General features: G+C 54.2%; 16 protein-coding genes. 5 read left to right on the forward strand and 11 right to left on the reverse strand.

Going from position 1 to position 21,587, the window contains the following annotated elements; all coding sequences use genetic code 11:
- Window positions 1-87: 87 nt before the first annotated feature.
- From J4645_RS18935 to J4645_RS18950, 4 genes are all read right to left on the reverse strand, one after another.
- Window positions 88-1,212, reverse strand: coding sequence for an ABC transporter permease (locus tag J4645_RS18935; protein WP_001214750.1), 1,125 nt, complete (start codon window positions 1,210-1,212; stop codon window positions 88-90).
- A complete protein-coding gene (rbbA, locus tag J4645_RS18940) occupies window positions 1,212-3,953 on the reverse strand; it encodes a ribosome-associated ATPase/putative transporter RbbA (protein WP_000202924.1) in 2,742 nt (913 codons plus the stop codon). Before rbbA ends, J4645_RS18935 begins: the two co-directional genes overlap by 1 nt.
- Window positions 3,950-5,017, reverse strand: coding sequence for an HlyD family efflux transporter periplasmic adaptor subunit (locus J4645_RS18945; RefSeq protein WP_000359836.1), 1,068 nt, complete (start codon window positions 5,015-5,017; stop codon window positions 3,950-3,952). The genes rbbA and J4645_RS18945 overlap by 4 nt, the downstream gene beginning before the upstream one ends.
- A 305-nt stretch (window positions 5,018-5,322) precedes the next feature.
- On the reverse strand, window positions 5,323-6,519 hold the full coding sequence (locus J4645_RS18950; protein ID WP_000439244.1) for an NAD(P)/FAD-dependent oxidoreductase: 1,197 nt from the start codon (window positions 6,517-6,519) through the stop codon (window positions 5,323-5,325).
- A 230-nt stretch (window positions 6,520-6,749) separates the two neighbouring features.
- Here J4645_RS18950 and pitA point away from each other — a divergent pair, with 230 nt between their 5' ends.
- Window positions 6,750-8,246 (forward strand): inorganic phosphate transporter PitA, encoded by a 1,497-nt coding sequence (gene pitA / locus J4645_RS18955; RefSeq protein ID WP_000902764.1) that lies wholly within the window; start codon window positions 6,750-6,752, stop codon window positions 8,244-8,246.
- Between the two features lie 140 nt (window positions 8,247-8,386).
- On the opposite strand, the gene uspB is transcribed toward pitA, so the two are convergent.
- Entirely contained in the window at window positions 8,387-8,722 is a 336-nt protein-coding gene (uspB, locus tag J4645_RS18960) for a universal stress protein UspB (RefSeq protein ID WP_000626193.1), read from the reverse strand.
- 387 nt (window positions 8,723-9,109) lie between these two features.
- Here uspB and uspA point away from each other — a divergent pair, with 387 nt between their 5' ends.
- Together uspA and dtpB are read left to right on the forward strand one after the other, a co-directional pair.
- On the forward strand, window positions 9,110-9,544 hold the full coding sequence (gene uspA / locus J4645_RS18965; RefSeq protein WP_000323565.1) for a universal stress protein UspA: 435 nt from the start codon (window positions 9,110-9,112) through the stop codon (window positions 9,542-9,544).
- A gap of 324 nt (window positions 9,545-9,868) precedes the next feature.
- Window positions 9,869-11,341: a dipeptide/tripeptide permease DtpB gene (dtpB, locus tag J4645_RS18970; protein WP_001098274.1), complete on the forward strand. Its 1,473-nt coding sequence runs from the start codon at window positions 9,869-9,871 to the stop codon at window positions 11,339-11,341.
- A gap of 91 nt (window positions 11,342-11,432) precedes the next feature.
- Here dtpB and rsmJ read toward each other — a convergent pair whose 3' ends face one another.
- From rsmJ to J4645_RS18985, 3 genes are all read right to left on the reverse strand, one after another.
- Complete coding sequence (gene rsmJ / locus J4645_RS18975; RefSeq protein ID WP_001165130.1) at window positions 11,433-12,191, reverse strand: 16S rRNA (guanine(1516)-N(2))-methyltransferase RsmJ; 759 nt, start codon at window positions 12,189-12,191, stop codon at window positions 11,433-11,435.
- Between the two features lie 6 nt (window positions 12,192-12,197).
- Complete coding sequence (prlC, locus tag J4645_RS18980; protein ID WP_000184178.1) at window positions 12,198-14,240, reverse strand: oligopeptidase A; 2,043 nt, start codon at window positions 14,238-14,240, stop codon at window positions 12,198-12,200.
- A 181-nt stretch (window positions 14,241-14,421) separates the two neighbouring features.
- Window positions 14,422-15,693: a phosphatase PAP2 family protein gene (locus J4645_RS18985; protein ID WP_000766149.1), complete on the reverse strand. Its 1,272-nt coding sequence runs from the start codon at window positions 15,691-15,693 to the stop codon at window positions 14,422-14,424.
- 210 nt (window positions 15,694-15,903) lie between these two features.
- Here J4645_RS18985 and J4645_RS18990 point away from each other — a divergent pair, with 210 nt between their 5' ends.
- Both J4645_RS18990 and gorA read left to right on the forward strand, forming a co-directional pair.
- A complete protein-coding gene (locus J4645_RS18990) occupies window positions 15,904-16,746 on the forward strand; it encodes a 23S rRNA (adenine(2030)-N(6))-methyltransferase RlmJ (RefSeq protein WP_000954233.1) in 843 nt (280 codons plus the stop codon).
- Window positions 16,747-16,850: 104 nt separating this feature from the next.
- Entirely contained in the window at window positions 16,851-18,203 is a 1,353-nt protein-coding gene (gene gorA / locus J4645_RS18995) for a glutathione-disulfide reductase (RefSeq protein ID WP_017441621.1), read from the forward strand.
- Window positions 18,204-18,249: 46 nt separating this feature from the next.
- On the opposite strand, the gene fraE is transcribed toward gorA, so the two are convergent.
- The 3 genes from fraE to fraD are packed head-to-tail and all read right to left on the reverse strand — an operon-like array spanning window position 18,250 to window position 21,570.
- Window positions 18,250-19,293 carry a fructose-asparagine asparaginase gene (fraE, locus tag J4645_RS19000; protein ID WP_000702747.1) on the reverse strand — a complete coding sequence of 348 codons (1,044 nt, stop codon included), beginning with the start codon at window positions 19,291-19,293 and terminating at the stop codon, window positions 18,250-18,252.
- A 58-nt stretch (window positions 19,294-19,351) separates the two neighbouring features.
- Complete coding sequence (locus J4645_RS19005; RefSeq protein ID WP_000498935.1) at window positions 19,352-20,671, reverse strand: anaerobic C4-dicarboxylate transporter family protein; 1,320 nt, start codon at window positions 20,669-20,671, stop codon at window positions 19,352-19,354.
- A 53-nt stretch (window positions 20,672-20,724) separates the two neighbouring features.
- Window positions 20,725-21,570, reverse strand: coding sequence for a fructose-aspartate kinase (fraD, locus tag J4645_RS19010; RefSeq protein WP_000028427.1), 846 nt, complete (start codon window positions 21,568-21,570; stop codon window positions 20,725-20,727).
- Window positions 21,571-21,587: the final 17 nt, after the last annotated feature.

Raw genomic sequence — 21,587 nt, forward strand, 5'->3', positions numbered from 1 at the left:
CCGGGGGCGCTTCGCTTGCCCGGCCTACGCTCGCACGTCTGTCGTTTGTAGGCCAGATAAGGCGCAGCCGCCCTCCGGCAATAATGTTTACGCCATTGTGCCAATCGTTTTTCTGAAGCGTAACAGCGCTATCAGGAAGAACACGCCGCCTATCGCCAGCAGGGTCAGGAACTGCGGCCAGACGATGCTCAAACCTGCGCCGCGATAAAGAATAGCCTGGGCAAGGCTGACAAAATGCGTCGTCGGCATGGTCAGCATAATATCCTGCACCGCCTGCGGCATACTTTCGCGCGGCGTGGAACCGCCGGAAAGCATTTGTAGCGGCAACAGTACCAGAATCATTAATAACCCCAGCTGCGGCATCGAACGGGCGATGGTGCCCATAAAAATCCCAATTGAAGTGGTGGCGAACAGGCTCAGCGCTACGCCCAACATAAACAATGGGATCGATCCTTCAATCGGTACGCCAAGTACGCCTTTCACCATCAGCATCAAAGACAAACCGGAGACCACCAGCACGACCAGCCCCATCGACCATACTTTTGCCATCATGATCTCAAAGGGCGTGACCGGCATCACCAACAGATGCTCTACCGTGCCGTGTTCTCGCTCGCGGATCAGCGCCGATCCGGTCAGCACTATCGCCAGCATGGTAATGTTGTTGATAATCGCCATCACGCCGCCAAACCACGCCGGGTCCAGATTTGGGTTAAAGCGCATCCGAATCTCCAGCGACACCGGCTGAACGTTATCTCCCCGCGCGCGCGCCACAAAGCTGTTGACCTCGCCGCTAATAATATTCTGGATATAACTGTTGCCGGTAAACGCCTGGCTCATGCGCGTCGCATCGACGTTAACCTGAATATCAGGCTGACGTCCGGCCAGCACATCACGCTGGAAATTCGGCGGAATATTGACCGCAAAGGTATAGCGTCCGGCATCCAGTCCGGCATCCATTTCCGTTGCCGTAATCATCTCCGGCGGCAGAAACCACGGGCGGTAAAAACTATTCACAATACGGTTCGACAACTGTGACTGATCCATATCGGCGATGGCGATAGGGGCAAGATGCAACGAACCGGGCAGGACGGTAGCGGAGGAGTAAACCGAAATCGTAAAGGCGAAGACGATCAGCGCCAGCATCGCTTTGTCGCCCAGCAGACTGCGCAGTTCTTTGACGCCGAGGTTATAAATATTACGTAATCCGCGCATTACCCCTCCTGTTTTTTCAGCAGCAGAATGCTCAGACCCATCACCACCGGGACGGCAATCAGTAACGGCATAAATAACGGCCAGAGATCGGACAGATCCAACGCTTTGGAAAACGTCCCGCGCGCGATCGTCAGAAAATGGCTGGTCGGGTAGATCTCGCCGATCCATCTTCCCGGTCCTTCCAGCGAAGCCACCGGATCGATCATGCCGGAAAATTGTGTTGCCGGAATGAGGGTAATAATCGACGTCCCAAAAATAGCGGCGATTTGGCTCTTCATAAACGTAGAGATCAGCAGCCCCAGACCGGTGGCGATGATGACGTAAAGTAGCGCCGCGAGGGTAAGCGTGAGAAAGCTGCCTTTCAGCGGCACGCCGAACACAAAGACCGACAGCGCGCACAGTAGCAAGAAGTTCAGCATACCCAGCGCGATATACGGCAGTTGTTTACCCAGCAAAAATTCGCTGCGCGTCGTCGGCGTTACGTACAGATTAATCATCGACCCCAGCTCTTTCTCCCGCACCACGCTCAGGGCGCTAAGCATTGACGGGATCATCATGAGCAGCAGCGGAATGACCGCCGGAACGATAGCGGGCAGACTTTTCACATCCGGGTTATAACGATAGCGCGTTTCAATGTTGAGCAGCCCGGTCTGTTTAACCGGGTTCGGCTGACGACTTGCCGCCTCCTGCAGCCAGCTTTGGTGCATCGCCTGAACATACCCCTTCACCGTCTCGGCGCGGCTGGGCATGGCGCCATCCACCCAGACGCCAATCTGCGCTGGCGTACCGCGAGCAATATCGCGGCCAAAATTAGGCGGGATCTCAATGGCAACCGCCAACTCTCCCGAACGCATCCGCCGGTCAAGCTCGTCATAGCTGGCGAGCGGCGGCTGTTCGATAAAATAGCGCGATCCCGCCAGATTGAGCGACCATGCCTGGCTACTGACGGTTTGATCGCGATCGAGTACGGCAAAACGCAGGTTCTCCACGTCCATACTGATGCCATAGCCCATAATCAACATCAGAATTACCGTTCCCAGCAGCGCCAGCGTGGAACGTACCGGATCGCGGCGTAGCTCCAGCGCTTCGCGGCGACTGTAGCTGAACAAACGCCGGAAGCTCAATCCCTGCCGCGACGGTTTACCTGACGCGGCAGGCGTCTGGGATGGCGGTATTGGGGTTTCAGGCGCCGCTCCCGCAGCTTCCTGTAGCCAGGAAATAAACGCCGCTTCCAGATTGGCCGCGCCCCGCTGTTGCACCAATTCCTGCGGCGTACCGCTGGCGAGCACTTTACCGGCGTGCATCAATGACATTCGGTCGCAACGTTCCGCTTCGTTCATAAAATGGGTCGAGATAAAAATCGTCACCTTATCCTGACGCGAAAGATCGACCATAAGCTGCCAGAACATATCCCTGGCGACCGGATCAACGCCGGACGTTGGCTCATCAAGAATCAGCATTTCCGGGCGATGGATCACCGCTACCGCCAGCGATAAACGCTGGCGGATACCGAGCGGTAACGAAGCGGGGAGCGTATCTTCCACCTCCGTTAGCATAAAGCGTTCGATCATCTGCGCGACACGCGCCGGGATCTCCGCTGGCGGAATATGAAACAGGCGGGCATGAAGTTCCAGATTCTGCCGCACGGTGAGTTCGTTATAGAGCGAAAAAGCCTGCGACATATACCCGACCCGGCGACGGGTATCGATGTCGTTCGGGTCTACCGGCTGGCCAAATAGCCAGGCCTGGCCTTCGCTGGCGGGAAGCAGACCGGTCAGCATTTTCATGGTGGTCGATTTGCCGCAACCGTTTGAACCGAGGAAGCCAAAAATCTCGCCGCGCGGAATGCGGAAATTAACATGGTCAACCGCGACGAACTTACCGAAGCGCATGGTCAGATCTTTCGCCTCAATGGCAATCTCTTCCTGCTCAGCGTGATACGGCGGGATCACCACAGGCTTATGAGCCTGGCGCTGCGCTTCTGGCAACAGGGCGATAAACGCCTGTTCCAGCGTCGCGCTATGGGTTTTTGCCCGCAGTTGCTGCGCGCTGCCGGTTGCCAGTATCTCGCCCGCATTCATCGCCACCAGCCAGTCAAAACGCTCCGCCTCTTCCATATAGGCCGTTGCGACCAACACGCTCATATTGGTCTGCCGTTGGCGGATACTGTCGATTAAGTCCCAGAACTGAGCGCGGGAGAGCGGGTCCACGCCGGTGGTAGGCTCATCAAGAATCAGCAATTCCGGGTCATGAATCAGCGCACAGCACAACCCCAGCTTTTGTTTCATCCCACCGGACAGCTTCCCGGCAGGACGGTCACGAAACGGCGCCAGGCCGGTGCTGTTCAGCAGCTCGGTAATACGCGCTTCGCGTTCAGCTTTGTCATGACCAAAGAGACGAGCGAAAAAATCGACGTTCTCATAAACCGATAACGTGTGATAAAGGTTTTTCCCCAGCCCCTGCGGCATCCAGGCGATGCGCGGACAGACGTCGCGGCGATGTTTCGCATCGCGCATATCGCCGCCCAGGACGATAACGTTCCCTTGCTCAATCACCCGCGCGCCAGAAATCAGCGACAGCAGGCTCGACTTACCCACCCCGTCCGGACCAATCAGCCCGACCATACTACGGGCGGGAATGTCCAGCGTGATATTGTTCAGCGCGACCGTTTTTCCGTAATGCTGGCTCACCCCCTCAAGCTGCGCCACGGGAGGAACAGGCACCAGCGTCAGCGACGTCATTGCGACAGCCTCACGCTTAGAGCGTCAGGCCAGGGCACGCGCTCATCCAGACGAACCCAGGCCATTCCCGGCAAACCGGTTTTGACATATTCCAGATGCTGTCGCAGCAGCTCTGGCGGAATACGCGCTTTGACGCGGAACATCAGCTTCAGCCGTTCATCGTGGGTTTCCACGGTTTTGGGCGTGAACTGCGCCACGCTGGCGACAAAACTGATCGTCGCCGGAATACGCAGATCCGGCGCGGCGTCCAGCACCAGTCGCGCTTCGCCGCCGATCTTCAACAACCCCGCCTGTTCGGTCGGCAGGAAAAATGTCATATAAACGTCGCTGAGATCGACCATGTTCAACACCCGGCCGCCAGCCGATAACACTTCGCCCGGCTCCGCAACGCGGTACTGCACGCGTCCATCGCGCGGCGCTTTTAATTCGCTGTCGTCGATGTCGGCGACAATACGCCGCTCGGTCGCCTGCGCCGCTTCCACGCGCGTTTGCGCCTGGATAATACTGGTACGCGCCGCCTCAATCGCCGCTTTTGCCGCAGATACCTGCGCTTTGGCGGTCTCCAGGGCGGCGCGCGCGCTTTCCGCCGCCGCGCGATCGTCATCTAACTGTTGTACAGATACCGCGCCACGCTGCGACAGCGAACGGGAACGCACGTGACGTTTAGAGACGGAGTCCAGCTCAGCTTCCCGCTGTTTGACGACCGACTGCGCGGCGCGCATTTCACTCTGGCGTTGCTCCAGCAAGGCGCGGGCGGCGGCAACTGCGCTCTCGGCCTCTTTAATCTGCGCAATCGCCTCCAGCCGCTGCTCCTGCAGCACGCGGGTATCCATTTTCGCCAGCACCTCGCCCTGACGAACGAACTGCCCTTCCGAAACGAGGATGGTATCAATACGCCCGGCAATCTTAGTGGCAATATCCACTTCGGTGGCTTCAATTCTGCCGTTGCTGGCGGCAAACCCCTCCGGTATTCCCGCAGGGCGCAGCATCCACCAGGCTATCGCGGCCACCGCCACAAGAATCCCCGCTCCCCACCACACCAGATGACGCTTCATTTTGTCCATAATCGACCCGCCGTAATCCCTGTTGTCTAACCATGCGTGTCACAAAGTCCGCCGGGCGTGCGCTCAGCGGGGGTTTCCATTCGGGATAAGAATGAAAAAAGAAAAGGGGCCAGACGACGAACAGACGCCGATGAAGCGCTCGCCGTCAAAGGGAGTGAATGATGTAGGTACCCGGAAAAGAGGGAGTAATGTTGTCATCATCAGCGTTCCTGGCCGTAAATGAAACACGCATACTCATAACTGCTATAAATCGATACTAACACCTCTGTCCGGGATGTCTATTCGCTTATTGTTTGTAATGGTACTTAGCGTTTTGCCGCCAAATCCTGCGCGCAGGCCCAGGCGCTCGACCACGCCCACTGGAAGTTATAGCCGCCCAACCAGCCGGTGACGTCCATCACTTCGCCGATAAAATAGAGACCCGGCACGCGGCGCGCTTCCATAGTCCGCGATGATAGTTCGTTTGTATCCACGCCGCCCAGCGTCACTTCCGCTGTCCGATAGCCTTCGGTGCCGTTAGGCTGCACTTGCCAGGCCGTAAGCGTGTCAACTAACGCCTGCTGGTCACGAACGTTCAACTGCCTGAGCGATACATCCGGGATGTGCCCCAACTGTTGTAAACACTCCACCAACCGTTTCGGCAAATGCATCGCCAGCGTGTTCTTCAGACTCTGGTTCGGGTGCGCGTTACGCTGTTCATTGAGAACGTCTTCCAGCGAGAGGTCCGGCAATAAGTTAATGCTCACTAACTCGCCCGGTTGCCAGTAGCTGGAAATCTGTAAAACAGCGGGGCCGGACAGCCCACGATGGGTAAAAAGTAGGTTTTCCCGAAATACCGTGCCATTGCGGGCGGTAATCACGCAGGGCACAGAGACGCCAGACAGCGTCTGGAGCTGTTCTAACAGCGGCTTATGCAGCGTAAAGGGCACCAGCCCGGCGCGCGTCGGCAACACCTTGAGACCAAACTGTTCGGCGATTTTATAGCCAAACGGCGATGCGCCAAGCCCCGGCATCGACAGGCCGCCGCTGGCAATCACCAGCTTTTGCGTAGTCACCGTCTCGCCGTTCAGCGCCAGTATGAAACCCGACTCATCACGCTCGACGCTCAGTACCTCGCTACGCAGGCGCATCGTTACGCCGCCTTTGTCGCACTCGGCAACCAGCATATCGACAATGCGTTGGGCGGAATCATCGCAAAAAAGCTGTCCCAGCGTTTTCTCATGCCAGGCTATCCCATACCTGCCGACCAGATCGATAAAGTCCCACTGGGTATAGCGGGCTAATGCTGATTTGCAAAAATGGGGGTTCTGGCTCAAATACGCAGCAGGCTCAACATAAAGATTAGTAAAGTTGCAGCGTCCACCGCCGGACATGAGGATTTTACGTCCTGGCTTCTTGCCATTATCGACGAGCAGCACGCGGCTACCCGCCTGTCCTGCCTGCGCGGCGCAAAACATGCCCGCTGCGCCAGCGCCTATAATAACGGCATCAAACCTTTCCACGTCGCCTTCCTCTCTCAAATTCGGGCGGGAATTGTAAAGTTTCCTCAGTGGTCGCACCAGCGCGAAAAGCGCCTGAAAATGGTATTTATCTGAAATATATAAGATAATTCTTTAGTGATATCAAACAAAGCACGAAGTACATCAAAAAAAGTCTATATTTCACTTTGCCCGCGCCGCCAAAGTCACTGATAATGCGCCGCGTTCATGTCCTCAAAATGGCGTAACGTCCTATGCTACATTTGTTTGCTGGCCTGGATTTACATACCGGGCTTTTATTATTGCTTGCTCTGGCTTTTGTGCTGTTCTACGAAGCGATTAACGGCTTCCATGACACAGCCAATGCAGTCGCAACCGTGATTTACACCCGTGCGATGCGTTCGCAGCTGGCGGTTGTCATGGCGGCGGTGTTTAACTTTTTTGGCGTTTTGCTGGGGGGTCTCAGCGTGGCGTATGCCATTGTGCATATGCTACCGACGGATCTCCTGCTCAACATGGGTTCCGCGCACGGCCTCGCTATGGTCTTTTCCATGTTGCTGGCGGCGATTATCTGGAACCTCGGTACCTGGTATTTCGGGTTGCCGGCGTCCAGTTCCCACACGCTGATTGGCGCCATTATCGGCATCGGTTTAACCAATGCGATGATGACCGGCACGTCAGTGGTGGATGCGCTTAACATCCCGAAAGTTATCAATATTTTCGGTTCACTCATTATCTCCCCTATTGTCGGTCTGGTATTCGCCGGCGGTCTGATTTTCTTGCTGCGCCGCTACTGGAGCGGTACTAAGAAACGCGCCCGTATCCACCTGACGCCAGCCGAACGTGAAAAGAAAGACGGCAAGAAAAAGCCGCCGTTCTGGACGCGTATCGCGCTGATCCTCTCAGCTATCGGCGTGGCGTTTTCGCATGGCGCGAACGATGGTCAGAAAGGCATTGGCCTGGTCATGCTGGTGCTGATTGGCGTCGCGCCTGCGGGTTTCGTGGTCAATATGAATGCCTCCAGCTACGAAATCACCCGTACGCGCGATGCTATCAACAATGTCGAAACGTACTTTGAGCAGCGTCCTGACCTGCTGAAAGCCGTCACCGGCGTTGACCAACTGATTCCCTCTCCGGAACCGGGCGCAACTGAACCGACTGAATTCCACTGCCATCCGGCTAACACCATTAACGCGCTTAACCGTGCGAAAGGGATGCTGGCAAACGTGGAAAGCTACGACAAGTTAAGCGTTGAACAGCGTAGCCAGTTGCGTCGCATTATGCTGTGCATTTCCGACACGACCGACAAAGTCGTGAAACTGCCTGGCGTAAGCAGCGATGACCAGCGCCTGCTGAAAAAGCTGAAGACCGATATGTTAAGCACCATTGAGTATGCGCCGGTGTGGATCATTATGGCAGTGGCGTTGGCGCTGGGTATTGGTACGATGATCGGCTGGCGTCGCGTGGCGACCACTATCGGCGAGAAAATTGGTAAAAAAGGCATGACGTATGCGCAGGGAATGTCGGCGCAGATGACGGCGGCAGTCTCTATCGGTCTTGCCAGCTACACCGGTATGCCAGTTTCTACCACTCACGTACTCTCCTCTTCAGTGGCGGGAACCATGGTCGTTGATGGCGGCGGGTTGCAGCGTAAAACCGTGACCAGCATTCTGATGGCCTGGGTATTTACGTTACCGGCGGCGATTATTCTTTCTGGCGTGCTGTACTGGCTTTCCCTGAAGATTATTTAAGCCAAATGGGCCGGATAGCGCTGTCGCTAATCCGGCCTGTCAGAATGAAGCAACACAGGCCTGACAGGCCGCTACAAGCGGCGTCATCCGGGAGGCTTATCTAACACAAGCGGGTCAGGAAACTGGCCCGCTTTTTTTATTCAGTGCCAAATCATGAGCGCAATCAAGCTCACCACCACCAAACCGCATAACGCGCTGGTCAGCAGAAACTGGCGGCGCACGCGTTCACAACGGCGAATAAATTCTTCATCATGATGATCGCGATAGCGCTGAGCGTAGATATACCATACCAGGCGCACCTGTTTGTTGGGCTGACCATGCGTGGTAAAGAAGCCGCCGCCATCGACATATTGATAGAGCAAAGGATCGCAACCACGAAGTACCACTAACAGTGCGCGTAGCGATGAGAAATAGCGCGCCATATTAACAATGCAAACGACACATAAAGCCCAGAATAGTGAGACGGTGCTTATCATATCTCCTCCCCGGCGACCCGCCCACGGAGTTCCTCTCCGGGACTACCGCTCCCCGATACCCTGCCAGACAATCAGTGAAAGAGTACTACGAAAGCCGTCCATATTAGCGCTCCGCATTCGAACGGCTCTTATACACATTGTAGGAGATCAGTTAATTTTTTTACCAGAAGGTTAATCACTATCAATGCAATTCCCTGAAAATTTTGTTTAACTAGCTGGCAAGCAAGGCAGATTGACGGATTATCCTGGTCGCTATAATGTAAGGATAGTTATGGTAAACGGCTGAGCTAGCCCCGCGCATAGAGTTCGCAGGACGCGGGTGACGCGGCGGCATAAGAAACGCCAGTAGCTCAATGGTCATCGACAACTTATGGAAGGAGTAACACTATGGCTTATAAACACATTCTTATCGCAGTTGATCTCTCCCCGGAAAGTAAAGTTCTGGTTGAAAAAGCGGTCTCTATGGCGCGCCCCTACAACGCGAAAATCTCCCTCATCCACGTTGACGTGAATTATTCAGACCTGTACACCGGTCTGATTGACGTCAATCTGGGCGATATGCAGAAACGTATCTCCGAAGAAACCCACCACGCGCTGACCGAGCTGTCTACCAACGCTGGCTACCCTATCACTGAAACCCTGAGCGGTAGCGGCGATTTGGGTCAGGTGCTGGTTGACGCCATCAAGAAATACGATATGGATCTGGTCGTTTGCGGTCATCACCAGGACTTCTGGAGCAAACTGATGTCTTCTGCGCGCCAGCTGATCAACACCGTTCACGTTGACATGCTGATTGTTCCGCTGCGCGACGAAGAAGAGTAATACTTGCCGTGCCGGCTGGCGGCTAAGACCGCATCTGGTCTATAGTCAATCAGGTTGGCCTGAACCATCAGGCAAATTCCGGCTCTCAACAACAACGCCCGCTTATGTGGGCGTTTTGTTTATCCCCCCTTCTTCGCAGTACTCAGTACATCATTCCATCACACCAAACATAATTAGTGTGATCCACTAATTAGTTTGCGTATCATTTGTATAATAACCTATTGATCAGGCTAATAACCGCAGTCTATATCAGGGTAAGTCTTTTCGGCGCGTTTTGATATACGCGCTCATACGTTTCGGGATGGCATTAAAAGGCGAAGGAATATGAATACAACTGCACCTACGGGCTTGCTGCAGCAACCTCGTCCATTTTTCATGATCTTTTTTGTAGAATTATGGGAACGATTTGGCTATTACGGCGTCCAGGGCATCCTGGCGGTCTTTTTCGTTAAACAATTGGGTTTTTCTCAGGAACAGGCCTTTATTACCTTTGGCGCTTTTGCGGCGCTGGTTTATGGCCTGATCTCCATCGGCGGCTATGTTGGCGACCATCTGTTAGGGACTAAACGCACCCTGGTCCTGGGCGCGATTGTGCTGGCGATTGGCTATTTTATGACCGGCATGTCGCTATTAAATCCCGATCTGATTTTTATCGCACTGGGTACGATTGCCGTGGGCAACGGGTTATTTAAAGCCAATCCCGCCAGCCTGCTCTCTAAATGCTATCAGCCTAAAGATCCCCGGCTGGATGGCGCTTTCACCCTGTTTTATATGTCGATTAACATCGGTTCTTTGTTATCGCTATCGCTGGCGCCGGTGATTGCCGATAAATTTGGCTATGCGGTGACCTATAATCTGTGCGGCGCTGGTTTAATTGTTGCGCTTCTGGTGTACTTCGCCTGCCGTGGCATGGTGAAAAATATCGGTTCTGAACCGGATCATAAACCGCTACGTTTTCGTAATTTGCTGCTGGTACTGCTCGGCACCGTCGTCATGATTTTCCTCTGCGCCTGGCTGATGCACAACGTTAAGATTGCCAATCTGGTGCTCATCGTCCTTTCTATCGTCGTCACTATTTTCTTCTTTCGCGAAGCGTTTCGTCTGGATAAAACCGGCCGCAATAAAATGTTCGTGGCGTTTATTCTGATGATTGAAGCCGTGCTGTTTTACATTCTGTATGCGCAGATGCCTACCTCGCTGAACTTCTTTGCGATTAATAACGTACATCATGAAATTCTTGGATTCGCCATTAACCCGGTGAGTTTTCAGGCGCTGAACCCATTCTGGGTGGTCGTCGCCAGTCCGGTACTGGCAGCGATTTACACCCGACTGGGTAGCAAAGGCAAAGATCTGACTATGCCGATGAAGTTTACGCTCGGCATGTTCCTCTGCGCGCTGGGTTTTCTGACCGCCGCCGCCGCCGGGATGTGGTTTGCCGATGCGCAAGGATTGACGTCGCCGTGGTTTATCGTGCTGGTGTATCTGTTCCAGAGTCTGGGCGAGCTGCTGATTAGCGCGCTGGGGCTGGCAATGGTCGCCGCTCTGGTGCCGCAGCATCTGATGGGTTTTATTCTGGGAATGTGGTTCCTGACCCAGGCCGCCGCCTTCCTGCTCGGCGGTTATGTGGCGACCTTCACTGCCGTACCGGAAAACATCACCGATCCGTTGCAGACGCTGCCAATTTATACCGGCGTCTTTAGCAAAATTGGTCTGGTAACGCTGGCGGTCACCGTGGTGATGGCCATTATGGTGCCGTGGTTAAACCGAATGATTAATACGCCAGATACCGAACAGTAATACTCAGTGCCGGATGCGGCTTACGCCTTATCCGGCCTACAAATAATTGAGAATCGTAGGCCCGATAAGCGCAACGCCATCGGGCAATCCGTTACTCCGTCAGAGGGGTTCCGGCATAAATATCAAACCGATGCCCTTTGGTAACGATGGCGTTGGGCGTCGCGACATCCGCCAGCGGCGGCGCATAATCGGGACGTTTGACCACCACGCGTTTGGTCGCCAACTGACGCGCCGGTTCCAGCAGTCCGTCGGCGTCGAGATCCGGCCCCACCAACGACTGAAATACCCGCATCTCTTTCTTTACCAGCGCGCTTTTCTGCCGGTGAGGAAACATCGGATCGAGGTAGACCACCTGCGGGCGCGGCGTGATATCGGTTAACGCCGTCAGGCTGGAAGCATGAATCAACTGCAAACGTTGCTGCAACCACGGACCGATGTCCGCATCGGCGTAGCCGCGCGTCAGACCGTCGTCGAGCAACGCGGCGACCACCGGATTACGCTCCAGCATCCGCACGCGGCAACCGACGGATGCCAGCACAAACGCATCGCGCCCCAGTCCGGCCGTGGCATCAACCACGTCCGGCAGATAATCGCCTTTGATACCAACGGCTTTCGCCACCGCTTCGCCGCGCCCGCCGCCGAACTTACGTCGATGGGCCATCGCGCCGCCGACAAAATCGACAAAAATACCGCCGAGCTTCGGTTCGTCGCGCTTGCGCAGCTCCAGATGTTGCGGCGTCAATACCAGCGCCATCGGGTTGTCTTCGTCATGCTCCAGTCCCCAGCGGGCAGCCAGAACAGATAAGGCGCCGTCTGTGGCGCCCGTTTCATCCATTAAGCAGATTTGCACGTAAAATCAGCCTTTAATCCCGTAATGCTCCAGCATCGCGTCCAGTTGTGGTTCACGGCCACGGAAGCGTTTAAAGAGTTCCATCGGCTCTTCAGAACCACCGCGAGTCAGGATGTTATCAAGGAACGACTGACCGGTCTCACGGTTGAAAATGCCTTCCTCCTCAAAGCGGGAATAAGCGTCCGCCGCCAGTACGTCGGCCCACAGATAGCTGTAGTAGCCTGCTGCATAGCCGCCAGCAAAGATATGGCTGAACGCGTGTGGGAAGCGGCCCCATGTCGGTGACGGCACCACGGCGACCTGTTTTTTAATTTCAAAGAGCGTCTCAAGAATTTTCGCCCCTTGCTGCGGATTAAATTCCGCATGCAGACGGAAATCAAACAAACCGAACTCCAGTTGACGCAGAATAAACAGCGCCGCCTGATAGTTTTTCGCCGCCAGCATTTTATCCAGCAGTTCCTTCGGCAACGGCTCGCCGGTTTCATAGTGGCCGGAGATAAACGCCAGCGCTTCCGGCTCCCAGCACCAGTTTTCCATAAACTGGCTTGGCAGTTCGACCGCGTCCCACGGCACGCCGCTGATACCGGAGACCCCGGCGGTCTCAATGCGGGTCAGCATATGATGCAGGCCATGACCAAACTCGTGGAACAGGGTGATCACTTCGTCATGGGTAAACAGAGCGGGTTTACCGTTCACCGGACGGTTAAAATTACAGGTCAGATAAGCGACCGGCTTTTGCAATGTGCCGTCCGCCTTACGCATCTGGCCGACACAGTCGTCCATCCACGCCCCGCCGCGTTTGTGTTCGCGTGCGTACAGGTCAAGGTAGAAGCTGCCGCGCAGCTCGTTATTTTCGTCATACAGTTCAAAGAAACGCACTTCCGGGTGCCAGACATCAACGTCAGTACGCTCTTTGGCGGTGATGCCGTAAATACGTTTCACCACTTCAAACAGGCCATTCACGGCTTTGTTTTCCGGGAAGTACGGACGTAGCTGCTCATCGCTGATGCTGTACAGGTGCTGTTTTTGCTTTTCACTGTAGTACGCGATATCCCACGGTTGCAGCTCCTCAACGCCAAATTCGGCTTTGGCGAAGGCGCGCAGCTGGGCCAGCTCTTTTTCCCCCTGCGGACGAGCGCGTTTCGCCAGATCGGTTAAGAAATCGAGCACCTGCTGCGGATTTTCCGCCATCTTGGTGGCCAGCGATTCATGGGCATAATTTTCGAAGCCCAGCAGTTGCGCCAGTTCATGGCGCAGCGCAAGAATTTCTTCCATCACCGGGCTGTTATCCCATTTCCCCGCGTTCGGCCCCTGATCGGAGGCGCGAGTGGAATAGGCGCGATACATCTCTTCGCGCAACGCCTGGTTGTCGCAGTAGGTCATGACCGGCAGATAGCTCGGGATATCCAGGGTCAGCAGGTAACCTTCCTGCTCTTTGGCTTCCGCCTGGGCTTTAGCGGCGGCGAGCGCGCTTTCCGGCATTCCCGCCAGCTCGGCTTCGTCGGTGATGAGCTTCGTCCAGCCCATGGTGGCATCGAGCACATTATTGCTGTACTGGTTGCCCAGCTCAGACAGGCGAGTGGCGATTTCGCCGTAACGCTGCTGTTTCTCTTTCGGCAGACCGATGCCGGACAGTTCAAAATCACGCAGCGCGTTATCAACCGCTTTCTTCTGCGCGGTATTCAGAGTGGCGTAATGATCGCCGTCGCGCAGGTCGCGGTACGCATTGTACAATCCTTCATGTTGCCCAACCCAGGTGCTGTATTCAGACAGCAGCGGCAGCGTCTGTTCGTAGGCTTCACGCAGCTCCGGACTATTTTTCACCGAGTTTAAGTGGCTAATTGGCGAGAAAATACGCCCCAGAACATCGTCGGCTTCCGCCAACGGCTGGCAGAGGTTCTCCCAGCTATACGGCGCGCCATGCGCCACAACGCCTTCTACCGCCGCCCGGCAATCGGCCAACGCTTTGGTGACCGCAGGCACCACATGCTCCGGTTTAATTGCAGAAAAAGGCGGCAGTGAAAAAGACGTTAGTAATGGATTGGTCATATGCGCAGTCCTGTAGAAGAAGGTGAGTGGAGCGCGCTTTTGGCGCTCTCGCGATGAGATCTAGAATGGGGGATAGTAAGGGGAATTTCAATGATGGACAGCGTACAGACGTGGGTATCGCTGCAATAAGCCGCCCCTTTAACATCATCCCGGCTTACGTTTTATAAGCCGGGTGACAACGTCAGCGCGTTTTTCTCGCCATCTCGTAAGCAGCGGACAGATCCAGACGCTGCCAGAACTGTTGATCCTCGGTCTCGCCCGACAACGGATATCCTGCCGGTAACGCCGTCTCTTCCATTAACGCCTGACGCTGCGCTGGCGACAGGTTCGGCAGCGCTGTCTGTAGCAGAACATCGGCGCCTTTTGGTATTTTCAACGACTGATGCTCGCCTTTCTGTTGCGGCAGGTTATAAGTCATGGTGAAGCGGTAGAAGGTATGCATAGCCGGAGCGCGGTACGGATCGTCTTTTCCGGCCGATGCCGCGCATTCGACAATCGTCGTACCGCACTCTTTCACCAGCGCCTCGCGCAGTTGAGCGCGAGCTTCGTTGAATAACGTACGATAATACGGATCGTTAAGATAATGCGCGACATTACGCTGCGCGACCATCCGCGCGCCCATCACATCCAGCGGATAGTGTACGCCAAGGACCAGGCGAGAATAGCCATAACGCGCGCCACGAATCACCAGCGCATCAAAGCGTTCCGGGATCATTTCCGCCATCAACAGCGCATCCGTATAACCGGTATTCGTGTGTCCGCTGGGAAAAGCACCGCCACCTGCGGTATAAGGATGACCATCTTTTACCACCACATCATCCGGCGTCAAATGGATAGTATTACCCGGCACCTGGTAAGGACGCGGGTAATGAAAATATTTTTTCGCCGCGCCGGTGCTGACTTCCGAGGCTTTAATCAACGCTGCCGCTTTGCCCAACTCACCTTTATCATAAGCGGCGAGAAATGCCCGCCCCAGCCGTGGCCCCATTGCGTCGCTCAGGAAATAGAGATACTCCACGCTTTCCGCATCCGCCAGCGCCTGGTGACGGGTATTAACATCGGCATCGTGATTAATCGCCGTCACCGTCGCCAGATTGTCTTTCAATACTGCTTCCGGCAATGTATTGAAGGCGGAAAGTAGGGTAATCCCCATCTGTTGATTCTCAGTAGTATGAAAATCATAACCGCTAGCCTGTAACCAGGCATTATCCGCCTGGATGGAATTCTGTCGCATCTGAGCCAGGGCGTCGCGAGTCAACGCGGCGGTATCGCCTTGTAATGCCTTACGCAACTGTGTCAGCCATTGAGCCTCAAGGTCATTAAAGGCGACGCTCGCCGAGTCGGGCGTCACGCTTTTCGCTATCGACTCCGCCTGGGACAGGGGAATATCTTTCGCCAGTGCCGGCATCGCCAGCGCCAGAGATGACGCCAGTACAGTAATGTGTAGTTTCATTATGGTTCCTTTCATTAAAAATAACGCCAGGTCAAAACTACTACCTTGCCCACAGGCGATGCTGGCCTGCGCAGTTGACGGTTTGATGATACGAACACGTCTTGCAATACTTTCACAACGCGCGAAACAACATGGCGGTACTGGGGTAATCTGCGCGGATCTGCGGTAAACTATCGGCTAACTTGTTTACTTCCCGGAATATCTGCATCCATGCTCAGTTATCGTCACAGCTTTCACGCTGGCAACCACGCCGACGTCCTTAAACATACCGTTCAGAGCCTGATCATCGAGTCGCTAAAAGAGAAAGAAAAACCGTTTCTCTATCTGGACACGCACGCGGGCGCGGGGCGTTATCAGTTGGGCAGCGAACATGCTGAACGTACCGGAGAGTATCTGGAAGGCATCGCCCGTATCTGGCAGCAGGACGATCTGCCCGCCGAACTGGAACCGTATATTAGCGTCGTAAAACATTTCAACCGCAGCGGGCAGTTACGCTACTATCCGGGCTCCCCGTTAATCGCCCGCCAGTTGCTGCGTGAGCAGGACAGTCTGCAACTCACGGAATTGCATCCCAGCGACTTCCCACTGTTGCGCGCGGAGTTTCAAAAAGACAACCGCGCCCGCGTGGAACGCGCTGACGGCTATCAGCAACTGAAAGCCAAATTGCCGCCGGTTTCCCGCCGCGGTCTGATCCTCATTGACCCGCCTTATGAAATGAAAACCGACTACCAGGCGGTAGTCAGCGGCATCAGCGAGGGTTATAAACGTTTCGCCACTGGTACATACGCGCTATGGTATCCGGTGGTGCTCCGCCAGCAAATTAAGCGCATGATTCATGATCTGGAGGCCACCGGCATCCGTAAAATCCTGCAAATTGAGCTGGCGATCCGCCCGGACAGCGATCAGCGCGGGATGACGGCGTCCGGTATGATCGTGGTTAACCCGCCGTGGAAACTGGAGCAGCAGATGAACAACGTGCTACCGTGGCTGCACAGCAGGTTGGCGCCAAACGGTCACGGACACACTTCGGTAAGCTGGATCGTGCCGGAGTAATCACAGCCATCGGTGGAACCTTTCACCTTCAGGTATACAATCGCGAATATTTTGGCGGGTAGCGCAGAATCTATCCGTCCGACAACGAACATAAAGGAGCGGTCATGACCAAACACTATGATTACATCGCTATCGGCGGCGGCAGCGGCGGTATCGCCTCGATTAACCGCGCCGCTATGTACGGCCAGAAATGTGCGCTCATCGAAGCCAAAGAGCTGGGCGGCACCTGTGTTAACGTGGGCTGCGTGCCGAAGAAAGTGATGTGGCATGCCGCGCAGATTCGTGAAGCGATTCATCTGTATGGCCCGGACTACGGTTTTGACGCCACGATTAATCAGTTCGACTGGAGCAAGCTGATTGCCAGCCGTACCGCGTATATTGACCGCATCCATACTTCATACGACAACGTGCTGGGCAAAAATAACGTGGATGTGATTAAAGGCTTTGCCCGCTTTGTCGATGCCAAAACCATTGAAGTGAACGGCGAAACCATTACCGCCGACCATATTTTGATCGCTACCGGCGGCCGTCCGAGCCATCCGAGCATTCCAGGCGTGGAATACGGCATTGATTCCGACGGTTTCTTTGCGCTGTCTGCCTTGCCGGAGCGCGTCGCGGTGGTAGGCGCAGGTTATATCGCTGTTGAACTGGCTGGCGTTATCAACGCGCTAGGGGCGAAAACGCATCTGTTTGTCCGTAAACATGCGCCGCTGCGCAGTTTTGACCCGATGATTAGCGAAACGCTGGTTGAGGTGATGAACGCCGAAGGCCCGCAACTGCATACTCACGCCGTGCCGAAAGCGGTGGTAAAAAACGCCGACGGCAGTCTGACTCTGGAACTGGAAGATGGCCGCAGTGAAACCGTTGATTGCCTGATCTGGGCCATTGGTCGCGAACCGTCGACCGACAATATTAATCTGGCGGCAGCGGGCGTGAAAACCAATGAAAAAGGTTACATCATTGTCGATAAATTCCAGAATACCAACGTTGAAGGCATTTACGCCGTTGGCGATAACACCGGCGCAGTGGAGTTAACGCCAGTCGCCGTCGCCGCCGGTCGCCGTCTCTCCGAACGCCTGTTTAACAACAAGCCGGACGAGCATCTGGACTACAGCAACATCCCGACCGTGGTCTTTAGCCATCCGCCTATCGGCACCGTCGGGTTAAGCGAGCCGCAGGCGCGCGAGCAGTACGGCGACGAGCAGGTAAAAGTCTATAAATCATCGTTTACCGCTATGTATACCGCGGTGACGACGCACCGCCAGCCGTGCCGTATGAAGCTGGTCTGCGTCGGGCCGGAAGAAAAAATTGTGGGTATCCACGGTATCGGCTTCGGCATGGATGAAATGTTGCAGGGCTTCGCAGTGGCGCTGAAGATGGGCGCTACCAAGAAAGACTTCGATAATACCGTCGCTATTCACCCGACCGCATCGGAAGAGTTTGTGACCATGCGTTAATATCTTGTGCGCCCATCTTCAAGGGTGGGCGCACAAGCCTGCATGATTAATACGTACTGAAATAACTCTGGATCAGTTCCGGATTACGCGTCTGAGTTAATGCCGTCATCAGCAAGACTCGCGCCTTCGCCGGGTTGAGCGAGTCAGACACCAGCCCTGGCTGCCCTTTATCCAACGGTACGACGCCGTTTCCGGTGCGGGAAGCGCGCACCACGATAATCCCGGCTTTCTCCGCTTTTTTAATCCCCGCGTCGCTGCGTACCGAGACCGAACCTGCGCCGGTTCCGGCATAAATAATACCGTCCGCGTGATGGGCGATCGCCGCATCATACATATATTCCGGGTCGTCCTGATAGCCGTAAATAATCACCACATTGGGTAATTTTTTGATATTACGTACGTCAAAAACAGATCGCAGGGTATGAATTTTTTCCACCCGCGTTTCGAACTGTGGCTGACCATTAACGATGACCCCCAGATAGCCCTCTTCCGGCGCTTTAAAGGTATCCAGAGTCGTGGCATTAGTTTTCGTCACAAAGCGCGCCGAACCAATACGATCGTTTAAAACCACCATCACACCGCGTCCCTTCGCATTCGGGTCAGCAGCCACCGTGACCGCTTCCAGCAGGTTCATTGCGCCATCGGCGCTGATTGCCGACGCGGGCCGCATTGCAGCGGTAAACACCACCGGTTTGTCGCTTTTCACGGTCAAATTAAGAAAGTAGGCGGTTTCATCGAGCGTGTCAGTGCCGTGAGTAATGACTACACCGTCAACATCATCCCGCGCCAATAACGCATTCACCTTCTGTGAAAGTTTCAGGATAATATCGCTGGTCATATTTTCGCTACCAATATTCGCCACCTGCTCGCCGTCAACGCGAGCGATATTATTCATTTCCGGCACGGCATTTATTAATGTTTGCACGCCAAGTTCACCAGATTTATATCCGGCGGTTTGCGTATTATTGGCTGCCGTCCCGGCGATAGTACCGCCTGTCGCGAGAATAACAATATGCGGTAGTGACGTTGTGCTAAATACACAGTGGCTGATGAGCAGCAACACGGCGGCCATGAAAACTCTGATTTTCATTTTCTTCCTCTGAATTAAAAATAATAAGTGACGTGTGCTATAAAAATATTAATAACAATCAGGCCAGAACCATTTTTCCTATTAACAGCCCGACAATGACCGAGACAATCACGTTAACTAATCCCGGACGCATAAAACTATGGTTAAGCACATATTTGCCGATACGCGTCGTACCGGTATCGTCAAACGCCAGCGCCGCCAGACACTGCCCCGCCACCGGAATAAAGAAATAGCCGTTAACGGCAGGCCAGGAGCCGATTAACGCATAAGCGGGCAACCCTAACGCCAGCCCCAGCGGCAACAGAATTAACGTCGTTGCCGCCTGACTACTGACCATAGCGGACACGAAAAACATCATAATGGCGATAAGCCAGGTATGCTGTTGCAATAGAGTTTGCACTTCTGCCTTAATCAACGCGATATGACCATTCACGAACGTCTCACTCATCCAGGCCAGGCCGAAGGCGCAGACAATCGCCAGCGCGCCCGCCCGAAATACCGTACCGCTGATAATCTGATCGACCTGCGGCCGGCATAACAACACAATCAGGCAGGCAAAAGAGAGCATCGTAATCTGGATAGCGGCGGACATCGAAAGCGGTTGTAGCCCTTTCGCTGTCTCCACCATGGGCCGAAGCGCCGGAATCAGTCCTAAGAGAACGATAACGATCGCGCTGGTCAGAAATAACGCCACCGACAATTTGGCGCGCGAAGTGACCACCGTATTTTTACTTTCTTTCTGCGCAGGTTTAATTAACCCTTCAGCAAGCCGACGTTGATATTCCGGATCGTCTTTTAACTCTTTTCCTTTATTAAAGGTCGCTATTGCCCCCATCGCTACACCGATTAACGTGGCGGGCACGCAAATCATCATAATGGTTGAAATAGAGACGCCCAACGGTGCCATTAAACCAATCATCGCCGCCATGGCGGCAGATATAGGACTGGCGGTGATCGCCTGTTGCGATGCAATAACAGAAATAGATAAAGGACGTTCCGGTCGAATACCTGAATCCCGTGCGACTTCAGAAATAACCGGCAGCAAGCTATAAACGACATGCCCCGTTCCTGACATAAACGTGAAGATATAACAGATAAACGGCGCTAATAACGTAATGTAACGAGGGTGGCGACGCAGAATTTTTTCCGCCAGTTTGACCAGTAAATCCAGCCCGCCGGAGGCCTGTAAAGATGCGGCCGCCAGGACAACAGAAAGAATTATCAGAATAACATCAATCGGTGGCGTAGAAGGCGTCAGGCCAAAAATAAAAACCATCACGCCGACGCCTAACCCGCCGACCATCCCTAAAAATACGCCGCCGATCCTGGCTCCTATCATCAGGGCCACAAGGATAAAACATAATTCCGTCCAAAACATACTTCCTCCTGGGTTATCTGGAGTGAGTGTCGCTTTACATTGAGGGACGTAACCTATTGTGCAAACGGTTTACCAAAACCAAATGCGCCGTAATGAGATAAAATCTGCGCCGCCGATTTCCCGCCCTGCCACATGGCGCGTAACACGCTTTCTTTATCGGGTTCCGCCATACCCGATTGCAAAATGGAAAGCAAAAAACCGGTTAAGAAGGCGTCGCCTGCGCCCAGCGTATCGACAGGTTCGATATAAACAGGTTGCCACTCCAGATAATCCGCGCCGGAAAAATAATAAACTTTTTCATGCCCGCAGGTGGCAATAATATGCCGACAGCCATAACGATAAAGTTTATTGAGTTTTATTTTTATTTCATCTGGCGATAACCCGCTGCAGGAGATAAATCCGTAATCTACCCACGGGCATACCTTTTCAAAATAGTCGTCTGTACCGCGCCCGGAAAAATCAAAAGAGAGTAAGACGGTTTGTTGTTTAATTTTCTCCAGCTCCGATTCCAGATGGCCGTTAATACTGGAATGGACTAATGTAAATTGTGATATATAGCGAAGATCATCGTCAGACAGGCTAAAAGGATGTTCCCGCAATACGCCGTTTTTGTTGCTGGCGACAAATTGTCGATCGCCATGCGAGAGACGGATACAAGCATATCCATTTTCGCCGGTATAATGGCGGCTGTGAGAGATATCTATCTGTAGCTGGTGTAATACATCCTGTACGTGCTGCGCGGCGTCGTCATTGCCAAACGCCCCCATAAACGCGCTGGGGATGTCTGCTAATTTCGCATAGACAGCAAAATTTAATGCATTACCGCCGGGGTACATGATGCCGGAATGCAGGTATTTATCGACAACGTTGTCGCCAATACCCAATACGCTGATGCTCATCATTATTCCTTGTTTGT

Origin of the sequence: Salmonella sp. 32082101201600294FB01SM01, from assembly GCF_017572865.1 — a bacterium.
GTDB lineage: Bacteria > Pseudomonadota > Gammaproteobacteria > Enterobacterales > Enterobacteriaceae > Salmonella > Salmonella enterica.